Here is a 15,527-nt window from a genome sequence, read left to right on the forward strand (position 1 = left end):
ATGCAGGCGCTCCACCGCTACGGCTTCTACGGCTTTGCAGCGCTGATGCTGCTGGTGCTGCCGCTGCTGCCGCTGCCGCCGTTCTGGGTGACGCAGCTCAACATGATCGGGCTCTCCAGCATCGCTGCGCTGGGCCTGGTGCTGCTGACCGGCGTGGCCGGGCTCACCTCGTTCGGCCAGGCGGCGTTTGTCGGCGTCGGCGCCTACACGGCCGCCTTCCTGGCCACCAAGCTGGGCATCTCGCCCTGGCTGACGTTGCTGGTCGGCATCGGCCTGAGCGTGGCCGTGGCCCTGGTGCTGGGTGCGATCACGCTGCGCATGTCGGGCCACTACCTGCCGCTGGCCACCATCGCCTGGGGCCTGGCGCTGAACTACACCATGGCCAACATGGACTTCCTCGGCAAGTACGACGGCCTGATGGGCGTGCCGCCGATCACCGTGGCCGGCCTGGCGCTGAACGACGGCAAGGGCATGTATGTGCTGATCTGGGCGTTTGCGCTGGCCGCCGCGCTGGCCGCGCTGCACCTGCTGGACAGCCGGCCCGGCCGCGCCATCCGGGCATTGAAGAGCGGCACCACCATGGCCGAGGCCATGGGCATCTCGACCTTCCGCTACAAGCTGGTGGTGTTCGTGCTGGCGGCCATCCTGGCGGCCCTCTCGGGTTGGCTGTACGCGCACTTCCAGCGCACCGTCAATCCGTCGCCCTTCGGCATCAACAAGGGCATTGAGTACCTCTTCATGGCGGTGCTGGGCGGCGTGGGCCATGTCTGGGGCGCCTTCCTGGGCGCGGGCGTGGTCAAGCTGGTGGAAGACCAGCTGCAGGTGCTGTTGCCCAGGCTGATCGGCACCAGCGGCAACTTCGAGGTCATCGTCTTCGGCATCGTGATGATCGTGGTGCTGAAGTACGCGCCGGAGGGGCTGTGGAGCTTTGTCGCCAAGCGCTTCCCCAAGCCGGCGCGGCAGAAGGACTGGGCCGACGCACCGCCGCTGCCCGCACGCAGCAAGCCGCAGCGCGGCGAGCTGCTGCTGCAGGTGCAGGCGGTGCGCAAGGAGTTCGGTGGCCTGGTGGCGGTCAATGACATCAGCTTCGACATCCGCGCCGGCGACATCGTCGGCCTGATCGGCCCCAACGGCGCCGGCAAGAGCACCACCTTCAACCTGATCACCGGCGTGCTGGGCCTCACCAAGGGCGCTGTGCGCTTCCGCGGCCAGCCGGTGGGGGGGCTGTCGTCGCGGCAGATCGCGCAGGCCGGCATGTCGCGCACCTTCCAGCACGTCAAGATGATCCCGGAGATGACGGTGCTGGAGAACGTGGCCCTGGGCGGCTACCTGCGCAGCCGCAGCGGCACGCTGAAGGCCATGCTGCGGCTCGACCGCAGCGAGGAGCGCGGCCTGTTCGCCGAGGCCGAGGCGCAGCTCCAGCGCATCGGCATGGCCCACCAGATGCATGAGCTGGCCGGCAACCTGGCCCTGGGCCCGCAGCGGCTGATGGAGATCGCCCGGGCGCTGTGCACCGACCCCGCGCTGCTGCTGCTGGACGAGCCCGCCGCCGGCCTGCGCCACCAGGAGAAGCAGGCCCTGGCCGGCGTGCTGCGCCAGCTGAAGGCCGAGGGCCTGTCGATCCTGCTGGTCGAGCACGACATGGACTTCGTCATGGGCCTGACCGACCGCATCGTGGTGATGGAGTTCGGCACCCGGCTGATCGAGGGCACGCCGGCCGAAGTGCAGGCCAGCCCCATCGTGCGTGCCGCCTACCTGGGGACTGAACACTGATGACCGCGCCTCTCTTGCAAGTGCAGGGCCTGCACGCCGGCTACGGCCGCGCCGAGGTGCTGAGCGGCCTGGACTTCCAGCTGGCCCAGGGCCAGGTGGTCACCATCATCGGCCCCAACGGCGCCGGCAAGACCACCACGCTGAACGCGCTGATGGGCGTGCTGCCCAGCCGCGGCCGGGTGGTGTTCGACGGCACCGACCTGGCCGACGTCACGCTGGAAGAACGGGTGATGCTGGGCCTGGCCCTGGTGCCCGAGAAGCGTGAGCTGTTCGGCACCATGCCGGTGGAGGACAACCTGATCCTCGGCGGCTACCGGGCGATGAAGCGCAAGGTGCCGAACTGGCGCAGCGCGCTGGAGCGGGTCTACACCCTGTTCCCGCGGCTGCAGGAACGCCGCATCCAGCTGGCCGGCACGCTGTCGGGTGGTGAGCGTCAGATGCTGGCGGTGGGCCGGGCGCTGATGTCGGATCCCAAGCTGCTGATGCTCGACGAGCCCAGCCTGGGCTTGGCGCCGCTGGTGGTGCGCGAGATCTTCCGCATCATCGAGCGCCTGCGCGAGCAGGGCGTGTCGATCCTGCTGATCGAGCAGAACGCCCGCGCCGCGCTGGAGGTGGCCGACCACGGCTATGTGCTGGAGACCGGGGCGTTCTCGGTGCAAGGGCCGGCCAGCGACCTGGCGACCGACCCGCGGGTGATCGAGACCTATCTCGGCAGCGCACGCAAGTCCGCCTGAGGACACCCGCTGATGTGGACCTACCAGGCCCCGGTGGCCGACATGCTGCACCTGCTGACCCGGGTGCTCGATGCGCCCGCCAGCTGGGCGGCCCAGCCGGCGTTGGCTGACCTGGACGCCGACACCGCGGCAGAAGTGCTGGCCCAGGCCGGCCGCTTTGCCGGCGAGGTGCTGGCGCCCACCAACGCGGCGGGCGACCAGCAAGGCTGCACCTGGTCGCCTGCGGGCGTGACCACGCCGCCGGGCTTCCGTGCTGCGTACCGGGCCTTCGTCGATGGCGGCTGGCCGGCGCTGGCCTGCAGCTCCGATGCCGGTGGCCAGGGCCTGCCACAGGTGCTGAACATGGCGTTGTTCGAGATGCTGGCCGCCGCCAACCATGGCTGGACCATGTACCCCGGCCTGCTGCACGGCGCGTATGAGGTCGTGCTGCACCATGGCACGCCCGAGTTGAAGGCGCTGTACCTCGACCAGCTGGTCAGCGGTGAAGCCCTGGGCACGATGTGCCTGACCGAGCCGCAGGCCGGCAGCGATCTGGGCCTGGTGCGCACGCAGGCGACCGTGGTCGCTGGCGAGGCGGCCAACGGCGTGCCGGTGCAGGTGTCAGGCAGCAAGATCTTCATCAGCGGCGGCGACCACGACCTCACCGTCAACATCGTGCACCTGGTGCTCTGCCGGCTGGCTGGCGCGCCGGCGGGCACCAAGGGCCTGAGTCTGGCCCTGGTGCCGAAGCTGCGGCCCGATGGCGCGCGCAACACCGTGGTCTGCGACGGCATCGAGCACAAGATGGGCATCCACGGCAGCGCCACCTGCCAGATGCGCTTCGATGCCGCCGACGGTTGGCTGATCGGCGAGCCCCACCGTGGCCTGGCGGCCATGTTCCTGATGATGAATGCCGCCCGCCTGCATGTGGCGATGCAGGGCGTGGGCCACCTGGAGGCGGCCACCCAGAACGCCTGGCGCTATGCCAACGAGCGGCTGCAGATGCGCGCCGCCGTGCGCCCGGCTGATGCTGTTGCAGCGCCCGGGCCCGACCCGATCGCCTGGCACCCGGCGATGCGCCGCACGCTGTGGACGCTGCAGGCCCGCACCGATGGCTGCCGCGCCATTGCCTACTGGTGCGCGCTGTTGCTCGACGAGGCCGAACACCACCCCGATGCCGCCCGCCGCGCCACCGCCGCCGGCCATGTGGCCATCCTCACGCCGGTGGCCAAGAGCCTGTTCACCGAGCTGGGCCACCGCAGTGCCGACGAGGCGCTGCAGGTCTGGGGCGGCTACGGCTATGTGCGCGACTACGGCATCGAGCAGACGGTGCGCGACAGCCGCATCGCCATGGTCTACGAAGGCACCAACGAGATCCAGGCCATCGACCTGGTGCAGCGCAAGCTGCTGGACGACGGCGGCGCCCGCGCCCGCGCGCTGATGGCCGACCTGGCCGCCGAGGCCGCGGCCTGCCGCAGCCGGCCGGCGCTACAGCCGTTTGCCGATGCCCTGGCCCAGCAGCTGGCGCTGTGGGAGCAGGCGCTGCAGGCCCTGCAGGCCGGCCGCAGCGCCGATGCCGAGCACCCGCTGCGCGTGGCCGACGATGTGCTGGCCGGCGTCGGCCATGCGCTGCTGGCCTGGGCCTGGGCGCGCATCGCCCGCACGGCGGTGCAGGCCCCTCAGCCCGCGGTGCCTGGGGCCCGGTCGGCCGACCAGTGGCTGCAATCGGCCACCTTCGGCCTGCAGTGGTTGCTGCCGCAGGCCCAGGTGCACTGGCAGCGCGCCACCCAGCCCGGGCTGGCGCTGCCCTTCCTGGCCGCTTGATCGCGCATGCCCACGATGCCGCGCCGCGCACCGCTCGACCAGCCCCCTGAGGCCCGTGCCGCCATGCCGGTGGCACCGTCGACGCGGCGCACCGCAGACCAGCCGCTGTCCCTGGGCGTGCTGTCCGATGTGCTGGGCTACCACGTGGCCCAGGCCGCGGTCACCACGGTCGACATGTTCGAGCGCCACATCGGCCAGCCCTATGGCCTGCGCAAGGTGGAGTACTCGCTGCTGCTGCTGCTGCTGGCCAACGGCCCGCTGACGCCCAAGCGCCTGGGCCAGGCGTTGGCGCTGTCCGGCCCCAACCTCACGCTGCTGCTCGACCGCCTGCAGGACCGCGATCTGCTGCGCCGCGAGCGCAGCGCCACCGACGGCCGCAGCCAGAACATCGTGCTGACCGAAGCCGGCCGCAGCCTCACCCAGGCCGCCGGCGAGGCGGCAGCCCCGATGGAGCGTGAATTGGACGACCGGCTCAGCCGTGCCGAGCGGCTGATGCTGATCGAGCTGCTGCGGAAGGTGGCAGGCCGGTAGTCTTCACCAAGGGGCTCGGCCGATGCCCATGACGCGGCGGTACCACTCGTGGAAGTGCTGCATGCCGTCTTCCATCGGGCTCTGGTAGGGGCCGGCCTCGTCATCACCACGCTCCATCAGGGCGCGGCGGCCGGCGTCCATGCGCAGGGCGATCTCGTCGTCCTCGACGCAGGTTTCCATGTAGGCGGCCTGCTCGCTCTCGATGAACTCGCGCTCGAAGGCGGCGATCTCCTCGGGGTAGTAGAACTCCACCATGTTCACCGTCTTCTGCGGCGCCTTGGGGTACAGCGTGCTCACCACCAGCACATGCGGGTACCACTCGACCATGATGTTCGGGTAGTAGGTCAGCCAGATCGCGCCCTGCTTGGGCGGCTGGCCGTTGCCCAGGGCCAGCACCGCCTCGTGCCAGCGCTTGTAGGCCGGCGAGCCGGCCTGGCGCAGTGAGTCGTTGATGCCCACCGTCTGCACCGAATGGTGCGGGCTGAACTCCCACTTCAGGTCGTCACAGGTGACGAAGCGGCCCAGGCCGGGGTGGAACGGGCCGACGTGGTAGTCCTCCAGGTAGACCTCGATGAAGGTCTTCCAGTTGTAGTCGCACTCGTGCACATGCACCTTGTCGAGCACATAGCCGGTGAAGTCCAGGTCGGCCTTGGGGCCCACCTGGCCCAGCTCGGTGGCGATGTCGCGGCCGTTGTCCTCGAACACCATGCCGTTCCAGGTGCGCGTCTTGTAGCGCTGCAGGTTCAGGCAGGGGTCCTGCTGGAACAGCGGGGCGCCCAGCAGCTCGCCGGTGGTGCTGTAGGTCCAGCGGTGCAGCGGGCAGACGATGTTGCCGCCGCTGTGGCCCGGCGCGGTGTGGCGGGTGTTGCCGCGGCCACGCAGCATCAGCGCCTGGCGGTGGCGGCACACATTGCTGAGCAATTCCACGCCGTTGGCGGTGCGCACCAGGGCGCGGCCTTCGCCTTCCTGGGGCAGGGCGTGGTAGTCGCCCACCTCGGGCACGGCCAGTTCATGGCCGAGGTAGCGCGGCCCGTGCTGGAAGATCAGTTCCAGCTCGCGCTTGAACAGTTCGTCCGAGAAATAGGTGGTGACAGACAGTTGCGACCGCTCGGACCGCTCGTCGAGTCGGTGCGTGCGTGCAAGAGCTTCGAGTCTGGTGCTCAGGTCCGACATGATCCCCGGGATCTCCAGCGTGGATGTCAAGGCCCCCCACCCGGTGGCCCCGCGGATGGGCATGGTCAATGCTGATGAAAACGGCCGCCCCATGGGGGCAGCCGCGCCGCGGATTGTAGCCGTCGACTGTCGCCGCACGGCGACAGGGCGTGTCTAGAATCAATGCTCTGCCAAGAAGTGCGCCCTTTCCCGGGCCACCCGTCCATGCCCCCTTCCGCGCCGCCCGCCGACGACACCAGCCCGCCCCGCGACGCCCCGCGCTACGAGGACGCCCTGGCCGAGCTGGAGCGGCTGGTCAGCGCGATGGAAGGCGGCCAGCTGCCGCTGGATGCCCTGCTCGACAACTACCGCCGCGGCGCCCAGCTGCTCGACCTGTGCCGCGCCCGGCTGCAGGCGGTGGAGCAGCAGGTCAAGGTGCTGGAAGACGGCCAGCTCAAGGACTGGGTGACCGAATGAGCCAGATCGCCTTCGAGACCTGGGTGCAGCAGGAGCTGCAGCGCGTGGAGGCTGCCCTGTCGCGCTGGGTGCCGGCCGACGCACCCGCCGGCCTGGGCCTGGCCATGCGCTACGGCGTGCTCGACGGTGGCAAGCGCCTGCGGCCGCTGCTGGTGCGCGCCGCCTGCGAAGCGGTGGCCGGTGACCTGGCCGCCGCGCTGCGCGCCGCGGTGGCGGTGGAGCTGATCCACGCCTACTCCCTGGTGCACGACGACATGCCCTGCATGGACAACGACGTGCTGCGCCGCGGCAAGCCCACGGTGCATGTGCAGTACGGCGAGGCCGCGGCCATGCTGGCCGGTGACGCGATGCAGGCCCTGGCCTTCGAGGTGCTGACACCCGACGACGGCGATGCCGAGACCATGCCACCCGCGCTGCAGGCCCGGCTGTGCAGCCTGCTGGCCCGCGCCGCCGGCCATGCCGGCATGGCCGGTGGCCAGGCCATCGATCTGGCGTCCATCGGCAAGCCGCTGGCCGAGGACGCGCTGCGCGACATGCACCGCCGCAAGACCGGCGCCCTGCTGCAGGCCAGCGTGCTGATGGGCGCGGCCACCGGCGGCTGCAATCCAACCGCCCATGCCGCGCTCAGCGACTACGGCGCCGCCCTGGGCCTGGCCTTCCAGGTGGTCGACGACATCCTCGATGTCACCCAGTCCTCGGCCACGCTGGGCAAGAGCGCCGGCAAGGACCTGGACGCCAACAAGCCCACCTATGTCACCGTGCTGGGCCTCGACGAGGCCCGCCACCAGGCCCAGGCCCTGCACCAGCAGGCGCTGCAGGCGCTGTCACGCGGCGGCCTGGCCGACGCCGAGCACCTGCGCCTGCTGGCCGACATGGTCGTCGACCGGCACAGCTAACAAGGTTCCCCGCATGCCATCCTCCCTGCTGAACACCCTGAACGAGCCGGCCGACCTGCGCCGCTTGTCGCGTGGCGAACTGGGCCGGCTGGCCAACGAGCTGCGTGATTTCGTCATCCACAGCGTCAGCAAGACCGGCGGCCACCTGTCGTCCAACCTGGGCACGGTGGAACTCACCATCGCGCTGCACTATGTGTTCAACACGCCCTGGGACCGCATCGTCTGGGACGTGGGCCACCAGACCTACCCGCACAAGATCCTGACCGGCCGGCGCGAGCAAATGCCCACGCTCAAGCAGCTGCACGGCATCAGCGGCTTCCCGCGGCGCGCCGAGAGCGAGTACGACACCTTCGGCACCGGCCACTCGTCCACCAGCATCTCGGCGGCGCTGGGCATGGCCCATGCGGCCAAGGTGAAGGGCGAGCACCGCCGCGCGGTGGCGGTGATCGGCGACGGCGCGCTGACCGGCGGCATGGCCTTTGAGGCGCTCAACCACGCCGGCGCGCCGCACGGCGTGGGCCCGGCCGACCTGCTGGTGATCCTCAACGACAACGACATGTCGATCAGCCCGCCGGTGGGCGCGCTGAACAAGCACCTGGCGCGGCTCATGAGCGGCAATTTCTACAGCGCCGCCCGCGAGGGCGCCAAGAGCGTGCTGAAGAACACGCCGCTCTACGAGTTCGCCCGCCGGTTCGAGGAGCACACCAAGGGCATGGTCGTGCCCGGCACCATCTTCGAGGAGCTGGGCTTTACCTACGTCGGCCCGATCGACGGCCACGACCTGGACGCGCTGATCCCCACGCTGGAGAACCTGCGCGACAAGAAGGGCCCGCAGTTCCTGCATGTGGTCACCAAGAAGGGCTACGGCTACAAGCTGGCCGAGAACGACCCGATCAACTACCACGGCCCCGGCAAGTTCGACCCCAGCGTCGGCATCACGCCGCCCGCCAGCGCGCCCAAGATGACCTTCACCCAGGTCTTCGGCCAGTGGCTGTGCGACATGGCCGCGGCCGACGAGCGCCTGGTCGGCATCACCCCGGCGATGCGCGAAGGCTCGGGCATGGTCGAGTTCGAGCAGCGCTTCCCCAAGCGCTACCACGATGTCGGCATCGCCGAGCAGCATGCCGTCACCTTCGCCGGCGGCCTGGCCTGCGAGGGCCTCAAGCCGGTGGTCGCGATCTACAGCACCTTCCTGCAGCGCGGCTACGACCAGCTGATCCACGACGTGGCGCTGCAGAACCTGCCGGTGGTGTTTGCGCTCGACCGCGCCGGCATCGTCGGTGCCGATGGCGCCACCCATTGCGGCGCCTACGACATCGCCTATGTGCGCTGCATCCCCAACATGGCGATGCTGACACCCTCCGACGAGGACGAGTGCCGCAAGGCCCTGTCCACCGCCTTCGCCCGCAACCACCCGGTGGCCGTGCGCTACCCGCGCGGCGCCGGCATCGGCAAGCGGCCCGAGGCCAACCTCGACACCCTGCCCTGGGGCAAGGGCGAGCTGCGGCGCAGTGCCGGCCCGCAGCCGGCGCTGGGCCGGCGGGTGGCCATCCTGGCCTTCGGCACGGTGCTGCATGCGGCGCTGGCCGCCGCCGACAAGCTGGACGCCAGCGTGGCCAACATGCGATTCGCCAAGCCCATCGATGCCGACCTGGTGCTGGAGCTGGCGCGCACGCACGACGCCTTGGTCACGGTGGAAGAGGGCTGCCTGCCCGGCGGCGCCGGCAGTGCGGTCGGTGAATGCCTGGCCGCGGCCGGCGTCAGCATGCCGCTGCTGCACCTGGGCCTGCCCGACGAGTTCCTCGAGCATGGTGACCCGGCCAAGCTGATCGCGCTGGTGGGGCTGGATGCGGCCGGCATCGAGGCCTCGGTGCGCAAGCGCTTCGGCGCCGGGCTGTCGCTGGTCAAGCCTGCCGTCAACGATTGATGCGGCACGCGCCGGTGCTGCAGTGAGCCTCGCCACCGGGCTGATCGACGCCCAGGTGCACGACGCCGTGGCGATGCGGCGTGCGCCGGCATCGCTGCTGCAGCTGGCGCTGATGGACGCGCGCAACCGCACGCTCGGCTGGCTGTCGGCCTTCGACGACCTGCAGTTCCAAGCCGTCTTCGATGGGTTCGACCCGCCCTGGTGGCTGGCCGGCCAGGCGGGCTGGACCCAGGAATTCTGGGTGGCGCGGCATGTGCAGCGCGGCCGCGGCGAAGCGGCCGACCCCGGCGGTTTGCGGCTGGCCTCGGTGCACCCGCAGGCCGATGCCTGGTTCGACCCCGCGGCCAGCAGCCGCGCCACCCGCTGGCAGGCCGGCGGCCCCGATGCCGAGACCTTGCGGCAGTACCTGGCCGACACGCTGGACACCACGCTGGATCTGCTGGACAAGGCCGGTGATGGCGACGAGGCCCTGCATGTCTACCGCCAGGTGCTGCACCACGAAGACCGCCTGGGGGAGCAGCTGGCGGTGCTGGTGCAGGCCCTGGACCTGGCGCCCGAGCGCCAGCAGGCGCTGGTCGAGCGCGGCCTCTGGCCGGCCCTGCCCAGCCGCGCCCGGCGCGAGCCGCTGGTGCTGGGCGGCCAGCGTTTCCAGCTCGGCTCGCCACCCGGTGGCTTCGTGCCGGCTGGTGAGCGCTGGGCGCATGCGGTGCAGGTGCCGGCGTTCGAGATCGATGTGCAGCCGGTGTGCTGGTCGCAGTTCGCCGAGTTCGTCGACGATGGCGGCTACGACGAGCGCCGCTGGTGGAGCGAGGCCGGCTGGGATCAGCTGGAAGCCAGCGGCCGCCGCGCACCGCGCTACGTGGAGCAGGTGTCCGGCGGCGTGCTGGCGCGCCGCGGCGGCCGGCTGCAGCGCCTGCCCGGTGCGCAGCCCGCGCTGCATGTCAGCGCCCACGAGGCCGAGGCCTGGTGCCGCTGGGCTGGCCGGCGGCTGCCGTCCGAGGCGGAATGGGAACTGGCGGCCACGCTGGCCGGCGCGCGCGGCTTTGCCTGGGGCGAGGTGGCCGAATGGGTGGCGGGCAGTGCCCGCGCCTACCCGGGCGGTGCGGCCTGGCCAGCCGATGCCGCCGCCAACCGGGTGCAGCGCGGCGCCAGCGCCTGGGGCAGCCCGCGGCTGCGGCATGCACGCGCCCGTGAGGCCGTGGCCGCCGGGCGCGACGAGGGTTTCGTCGGCTTCCGCAGCTGCGCGGTCTAGCGCCGCTGCAGCCCGGCGCTATTTCTCGACCAGGCCTTCGCGCACCGCCAACCGCACCAGCGAGGTGACGCCGGCCACGCCCAGCTTGGCCATCACCCGGCTGCGGTAGGTGTCCACCGTCTTGGGCGACAGGTGCAGCTGCGTGCCGATGGCCGCGCTGCTGAGGCCGTTGACCACCATGGTGACGATCTGCCGCTCGCGCGGCGACAGGATCGCGAACGGATCGGCCGGCGCGTCGTTGGTCAGCGCCTGCAGCGCCAGGTCGGCCACCTGCGGGCCGAAGAAGCGGCGGCCGGCGGCCACGGTGTCGATGGCCTGCAGCAACTCGGCCGCGCCCGCGTCCTTCAGCACGTAGCCGGCCGCGCCGAGGCGCACCGCCTCGGCCACATGGCGGGGCTGGGCCGACATGGTGAGCACCACGGCCCGGACCGGCGATTCGCGCTTCTTCAGCTCCTGCAGCACCTCGAAGCCGGAGCGCTCGCCCAGGCCCAGGTCCAGCAGCATCACCTGCGCCTGCTGCTGCTGCGCCTCGACGACGGCTTGCGTGGGGTCGCTGCTTTCGCCGACGACCTGGTGGCCGGCGGTCTCCAGCAGGGCGTGCAGGCCGTCCCGCAGGATCAGCTGGTCGTCGACCAGGTAGATGCGGGTCATGGCCGGTGTCCTTCCATGTTGGCCCGAGCGCGTTGCGCAGTGCGCATATGGTGTTCCCTGGAAATGGCAGGCGTCCGTTGCGCCTGACACGACGATACCAAATGCAAGCGCCGTTGATCCGAATTGAAGCAATGCGCGGGAAAACGCGGGCTTGGTGATGGCACCACGCCACGGTCTGATGCGTGCCAACGATGCCGGCTGCCCCTGGGCAACGGCCAGATCCCTGTCCCGCACCTGGCGGGCAATTCCAAGACCCCTGCTGATGAGACCGTCGACTCCCCTGCGCACCACCCTGGCCGCCGCCTGCTGGCTGGCCTGCGCCACCGCCCCGGCCTGGGCTCAGACCGAGACCGTGGTGGTCACCGGCTCGCCGCGTGCCCAGCGGGTCATGGACGCGCCGTTTGCCATCACCAGCATCGATGCCACCGCCTTGCGCAATGCCGGGCCGATGGTCAACCTGTCCGAGGCCCTGGTGGCCGTGCCCGGCCTGGTGGTGAACAACCGCAACAACTACGCGCAGGACCTGCAGATCAGCGCCCGCGGCTTCGGCGCCCGCGCCGGCTTCGGCGTGCGCGGCCTGCGCCTGTACACCGACGGCATCCCCGCCACCATGCCCGACGGCCAGGGCCAGGTGGCCCACTTCGACCTGGCCGGCGCCCAGCGGGTGGAGGTGCTGCGCGGGCCGTTCTCGGTGCTCTACGGCAACAGCTCGGGCGGCGTGATCGCGCTGTTCAGCGCCCCGGTCACCCGTGCCGAGGCCGAGCTGGGCGCCGATGCCGGCAGCTTCGGCCTGCGCCAGGCGCGTGCCAGCGTGGCCGCACCGCTGGGCCAGGGGTTCGACCTGCGGGCCAGCCTGTCGACGCTGGAGACCGATGGCTTCCGCCCGCAGAGCGCGGCCGACCGCCGCCTGGCCAATGTGCGCCTGGGCTGGCAGGGCGCCAGCGACCGCGTCGTGCTGCTGGTCTCCGACCATGCACAGGATGCGCAGGATCCGCTGGGCCTGAGCGCAGCCGATCTGCGTGCCGACCCGCAGGGCACGGCCGCGGTGGCCACCCAGTTCAACACCCGCAAGACCATCGCCCAGACCCAGGCCGGCGTGAACTGGCGCCACCAGTTCGCCGACGGTGGCGTGCTGCGCGAGAGCAGCCTCAGCCTGCACAGCGGCCAGCGCAGCGTGGTGCAGTACCTGGCCATTCCCGCAGCCACCCAGGCCAATGTGCGCCACGGCGGCGGCGTGATCGACTTCGACCGCCGCTACGAGGGCGTCGAAGCCCGTCTGCAGTTCGGCTGGCCCGGCGTGGACGCGGTGGCCGGCGTGGCGCTGGAGCGCCAGACCGACGACCGCCTGGGCTACGAGAACTTCACCGGCACCAGTGCCGCGCCCACCGCGCTGGGCGTGCAGGGCCGGCTGCGCCGCGACGAGACCAACACCGCCGAGAGCCGCGATGCCTTCCTGCAGGCCGACTGGGCGCTGGGCCCGTCGCTCAGCGCCACCGCCGGCGTGCGCAGCGGCCGGGTGGCCATCGACGTGAACGACCGCTACATCAGCGGGCTGAACGGCAACGACAGCGGCAGCCTGCGCTTCGACTACACCAACCCGGTGCTGGGCCTGCGCTACACCGCCGCGCCGGGCTGGGTGCTGCATGCCAGCGTGGCGCGCGGCTTTGAATCGCCCACCCTCGGCGAGCTGGCCTACAGCGCCGACAACTCCGGCTTCAACAAGACCCTGCAGGGCCAGACCAGCCGCCAGGCCGAGCTGGGCAGCAAGTGGCGCAGCGCGGCGCTGGACGTGGACGCCACGGTGTTCGTGGTGAACACCGACGACGAGATCGGCGTGCGCAGCAACACCGGCGGCCGGTCGTCGTTCCAGAACGTGGGCCGCACCAAGCGCCATGGCGCCGAGCTGGCCACCACCTGGCGGCCGGCCACCGGGCTGAAGCTGCAGGCTGCGCTGTCGTGGCTGCAGGCCGAGTACGCCGATGGTTTCAGCACCTGCACGTCGGCGCCGTGCCCCACCACGGCCAATCCGGCCGTGGCGGTGCCCGCGGGCAACCGCATCGCCGGCACCCAGCGCGCCCTGGCCTGGGCCCAGGCGGCCTGGCGCACCGGCCCGCTGGGCGGCGAGTGGGCGCTGGAATGGCGGGCCACGGCCCGCACCATGGCCAACGACCTGAACACCGCCGCCGCGCCGGGCCACGCGCTGGCGCACCTGCGCTGGTCGGGCCGGCTGGCGCTGGGCGCGGCCGATTCGCTGGAACTGCTGGCGCGGGTGGACAACCTGTTCAACCGCGACCATGTCGGCAGCGTCATCGTCAACGATGGCAACGGCCGCTTCTACGAGCCCGGCGCCCCGCGCAGCCTGCTGCTGTCGGCGCGCTGGCAGCACCGGTTCTGAGGCGCAGGGCCATGCAGCGGCGTCACCTGTTGCTGGCGGCCGGGGCGCTGCCGTGGTCGGCAGCCCTGCAGGCCGCGGCGCCGCGGGACCAGTTCGACGGCGACCCCTTCCAGTCCTTCCAGTGGCCCGAGCTGAAGAAGGAATTCCTCGGCCCGCGCGCACGCACGGTGTTCGATGCCCGCGTCAAGGTGCAGGGCCCGGCCTTTGCCGAAGACCCGATGAACGTGCCGATCACGGTGGCGACCGACCTGCCCGGCGTGCAGCGCATCGTGGTGCTGGTCGACCGCAACCCGATCCGCAAGGTGCTGGAGCTGCAGCCGCTGGCCGCCCAGCCGGCGGTGAGCTTCCGCTTCAAGCTGGAGCAGGCCTCGCCGGTGCGCGCCCTGGTGCAGACGGCCGACGGCCTGTGGCATGTGGGCGGCACCTGGGTCGATTCGGCCGGCGGCGGCTGCACGGTCTCCGGCGCCACCCGGGCCGACGGCAGCTGGTCGCAGACGCTGGGCCAGGTCAGCGGCCGGGTGTTCGCAGGCCTGGCCAGCACGCCCGGCGGCGACGCCGCGGCGCGGCTGCGTGTGCGCATCATGCACCCCATGGACACCGGCCTGGTCGGCGGCATCCCGGCGTTCTTCGTCAGCAGGCTCAGCGTGCGCGATGCCGTTGACCGCGAGCTGCTGCGCATCCAGACCTTCGAGCCGGTCAGCGAGAACCCGGTGTTCAGCTTCGACTTCGCCAAGGCCCCGCCCGGGCCGCTGCGCATCGTGGGTGTCGACAACAACGGCAACCGCATCGACAGCAAGGTGGATTGATGCGCCGCTCGATCGTCCCAGGCGCGCTGGTGCTGTGCGCCTCGCTGCTGGCCCTGCCCGCGCCACAACCGGTGTCGGCGCAGCAGGCGCCGGCCGGCCCGCCGCAGGTCAACATCGCCCGGCTCGACTACGGCCTCAAGGCCCGCGCCCTGGCCGATGGCGTGTACGTGGTCGAAGGCGCCAACGCCGACTTCACGCCCGCCAACGGCTGCAACATCATCAACACCGGCTTCATCACCACCGGTGCCGGCGTGCTGGTGATCAACACCGGCACCAGCCGGCTGTATGGCGAGCAGCTGCGCGCGCTGATCGAGCGGACCACGCGCGAGCCGATCGTGCAGGTGCTGCATCTGAACCTGCACCCCGACTACTTCCTCGGCAACCAGGCCTTCGCCAACGTGCCCATCGCCGCCACCGCCGCCACCCGCGCCGGCATGCAGCGCGAGGCGGCCAGCTACGAGACCAACCTCTACCGCCTGTGCGGCGACTGGATGAAGGGCACCGAGGCGCGCCTGCCCACCCAGACCATCGGCCCCGGCCCGCTGCGCATCGGCCAGCGGGAGTTCGAGCTGCGCGAGTACCGCGGCCACACCGCCAGCGACCTGGTGCTGGTCGACAAGACCAGCGGCGTGGCCTTCGTCGGCGGCCTGGTCTTCGCTGACCGCGTGCCCACCACGCCCCATGCCGACCCCAAGGCCTGGCTGGCCACGCTGGACACCCTGGCCGGCCTCAAGCCGGGCACGGTGGTGCCCAGCCACGGCCCGGTGCACACCGGCCTGCGCGGCCTGCAGCAGACGCGTGACTACCTGCAGTGGCTGGACGGCAGCTTCAGCCGCTGGGCCGCCCTGGGCTGGGAGATGAACGAGGTGCTGCGCGCGGCGCCGCCGGAGGCCTTTGCCCGCTGGGCGGCCTGGCCGGCCGAGTACACCCGCAACGTGGCCCACCTGTACCCGGGTTATGAGCGGGCCGTGCTGCAGCGTTCCAAGGGGCCCTGAGCCCCAGCGTCGGTCGCCGGCTGCCACAGCGCCGCCGCCGCCCTGTGCAAAGCTGGAACAGCCTGACTCGGGTTGACCCTGGAATTCGGTGCCGTCGTGGCACCCCGGTGCGGTGGCACGCTTTGTGCCGGGAAT

13 protein-coding genes are annotated in these 15,527 nt (G+C 71.3%); 11 read left to right on the forward strand and 2 right to left on the reverse strand.

Annotated features, from left to right (window positions below; genetic code table 11):
* The 4 genes from FFT10_RS11325 to FFT10_RS11340 are packed head-to-tail and all read left to right on the forward strand — an operon-like array spanning position 1 to position 4,841.
* Positions 1-1,773, forward strand: coding sequence for a branched-chain amino acid ABC transporter ATP-binding protein/permease (locus FFT10_RS11325; RefSeq protein WP_137732940.1), 1,773 nt, complete (start codon positions 1-3; stop codon positions 1,771-1,773).
* Positions 1,773-2,507, forward strand: a complete 735-nt coding sequence (locus FFT10_RS11330) for an ABC transporter ATP-binding protein (RefSeq protein ID WP_137732941.1) — start codon at positions 1,773-1,775, stop codon at positions 2,505-2,507. Before FFT10_RS11325 ends, FFT10_RS11330 begins: the two co-directional genes overlap by 1 nt.
* Positions 2,508-2,519: 12 nt before the next feature.
* On the forward strand, positions 2,520-4,310 hold the full coding sequence (locus FFT10_RS11335; RefSeq protein WP_137732942.1) for an acyl-CoA dehydrogenase family protein: 1,791 nt from the start codon (positions 2,520-2,522) through the stop codon (positions 4,308-4,310).
* 6 nt (positions 4,311-4,316) lie between these two features.
* Positions 4,317-4,841 carry a MarR family winged helix-turn-helix transcriptional regulator gene (locus FFT10_RS11340; protein WP_228027069.1) on the forward strand — a complete coding sequence of 175 codons (525 nt, stop codon included), beginning with the start codon at positions 4,317-4,319 and terminating at the stop codon, positions 4,839-4,841.
* 3 nt (positions 4,842-4,844) lie between these two features.
* Here the strand turns inward: FFT10_RS11340 and FFT10_RS11345 are convergent, their stop codons facing one another.
* Positions 4,845-6,014 (reverse strand): aromatic ring-hydroxylating oxygenase subunit alpha, encoded by a 1,170-nt coding sequence (locus tag FFT10_RS11345; protein ID WP_137732943.1) that lies wholly within the window; start codon positions 6,012-6,014, stop codon positions 4,845-4,847.
* Positions 6,015-6,218: 204 nt separating this feature from the next.
* Here FFT10_RS11345 and xseB point away from each other — a divergent pair, with 204 nt between their 5' ends.
* Genes xseB through FFT10_RS11365 form a run of 4 tightly spaced genes read left to right on the forward strand, consistent with a single transcriptional unit; the run spans position 6,219 to position 10,545 of the window.
* Complete coding sequence (gene xseB, locus FFT10_RS11350; protein ID WP_137732944.1) at positions 6,219-6,470, forward strand: exodeoxyribonuclease VII small subunit; 252 nt, start codon at positions 6,219-6,221, stop codon at positions 6,468-6,470.
* The gene (locus FFT10_RS11355) at positions 6,467-7,366 is read left to right on the forward strand and encodes a polyprenyl synthetase family protein (protein ID WP_137732945.1); all 900 of its coding nucleotides are present in this window, start codon (positions 6,467-6,469) and stop codon (positions 7,364-7,366) included. The genes xseB and FFT10_RS11355 overlap by 4 nt, the downstream gene beginning before the upstream one ends.
* 13 nt (positions 7,367-7,379) lie before the next feature.
* The gene (dxs, locus tag FFT10_RS11360; RefSeq protein ID WP_137732946.1) at positions 7,380-9,293 is read left to right on the forward strand and encodes a 1-deoxy-D-xylulose-5-phosphate synthase; all 1,914 of its coding nucleotides are present in this window, start codon (positions 7,380-7,382) and stop codon (positions 9,291-9,293) included.
* Between the two features lie 22 nt (positions 9,294-9,315).
* A complete protein-coding gene (locus tag FFT10_RS11365; RefSeq protein ID WP_228027070.1) occupies positions 9,316-10,545 on the forward strand; it encodes an SUMF1/EgtB/PvdO family nonheme iron enzyme in 1,230 nt (409 codons plus the stop codon).
* Between the two features lie 18 nt (positions 10,546-10,563).
* Here the strand turns inward: FFT10_RS11365 and FFT10_RS11370 are convergent, their stop codons facing one another.
* Positions 10,564-11,196, reverse strand: a complete 633-nt coding sequence (locus tag FFT10_RS11370; protein ID WP_137732947.1) for a response regulator — start codon at positions 11,194-11,196, stop codon at positions 10,564-10,566.
* Positions 11,197-11,458: 262 nt separating this feature from the next.
* Between FFT10_RS11370 and FFT10_RS11375 the strand changes: the two genes are divergently transcribed.
* From FFT10_RS11375 to FFT10_RS11385, 3 genes are read left to right on the forward strand one after another with little or no spacing between them, the layout of a single operon-like run.
* Positions 11,459-13,591 carry a TonB-dependent receptor family protein gene (locus tag FFT10_RS11375; protein ID WP_137732948.1) on the forward strand — a complete coding sequence of 711 codons (2,133 nt, stop codon included), beginning with the start codon at positions 11,459-11,461 and terminating at the stop codon, positions 13,589-13,591.
* An 11-nt stretch (positions 13,592-13,602) separates the two neighbouring features.
* A complete protein-coding gene (locus FFT10_RS11380) occupies positions 13,603-14,397 on the forward strand; it encodes a quinoprotein dehydrogenase-associated SoxYZ-like carrier (RefSeq protein ID WP_137732949.1) in 795 nt (264 codons plus the stop codon).
* Complete coding sequence (locus tag FFT10_RS11385) at positions 14,397-15,392, forward strand: quinoprotein relay system zinc metallohydrolase 1 (protein ID WP_137732950.1); 996 nt, start codon at positions 14,397-14,399, stop codon at positions 15,390-15,392. Before FFT10_RS11380 ends, FFT10_RS11385 begins: the two co-directional genes overlap by 1 nt.
* Positions 15,393-15,527 lie beyond the last annotated feature (135 nt).

Source organism: Pseudaquabacterium pictum (assembly GCF_005403045.1).
GTDB lineage: Bacteria > Pseudomonadota > Gammaproteobacteria > Burkholderiales > Burkholderiaceae_C > Pseudaquabacterium > Pseudaquabacterium pictum.

What these genes read in the sequence shown, in the direction of transcription:
- FFT10_RS11375 (WP_137732948.1), top strand. Translation starts at nt 11,459, where the DNA reads ATGAGACCGTCGACTCCCCTGCGCACCACCCTGGCCGCCGCCTGCTGG.
- FFT10_RS11345 (WP_137732943.1), bottom strand. Translation starts at nt 6,014, where the DNA reads ATGTCGGACCTGAGCACCAGACTCGAAGCTCTTGCACGCACGCACCGA.
- FFT10_RS11355 (WP_137732945.1), top strand. Translation starts at nt 6,467, where the DNA reads ATGAGCCAGATCGCCTTCGAGACCTGGGTGCAGCAGGAGCTGCAGCGC.
- xseB (WP_137732944.1), top strand. Translation starts at nt 6,219, where the DNA reads ATGCCCCCTTCCGCGCCGCCCGCCGACGACACCAGCCCGCCCCGCGAC.
- FFT10_RS11370 (WP_137732947.1), bottom strand. Translation starts at nt 11,196, where the DNA reads ATGACCCGCATCTACCTGGTCGACGACCAGCTGATCCTGCGGGACGGC.
- FFT10_RS11330 (WP_137732941.1), top strand. Translation starts at nt 1,773, where the DNA reads ATGACCGCGCCTCTCTTGCAAGTGCAGGGCCTGCACGCCGGCTACGGC.
- FFT10_RS11335 (WP_137732942.1), top strand. Translation starts at nt 2,520, where the DNA reads ATGTGGACCTACCAGGCCCCGGTGGCCGACATGCTGCACCTGCTGACC.
- FFT10_RS11325 (WP_137732940.1), top strand. Translation starts at nt 1, where the DNA reads ATGCAGGCGCTCCACCGCTACGGCTTCTACGGCTTTGCAGCGCTGATG.
- dxs (WP_137732946.1), top strand. Translation starts at nt 7,380, where the DNA reads ATGCCATCCTCCCTGCTGAACACCCTGAACGAGCCGGCCGACCTGCGC.
- FFT10_RS11380 (WP_137732949.1), top strand. Translation starts at nt 13,603, where the DNA reads ATGCAGCGGCGTCACCTGTTGCTGGCGGCCGGGGCGCTGCCGTGGTCG.
- FFT10_RS11385 (WP_137732950.1), top strand. Translation starts at nt 14,397, where the DNA reads ATGCGCCGCTCGATCGTCCCAGGCGCGCTGGTGCTGTGCGCCTCGCTG.
- FFT10_RS11340 (WP_228027069.1), top strand. Translation starts at nt 4,317, where the DNA reads ATGCCCACGATGCCGCGCCGCGCACCGCTCGACCAGCCCCCTGAGGCC.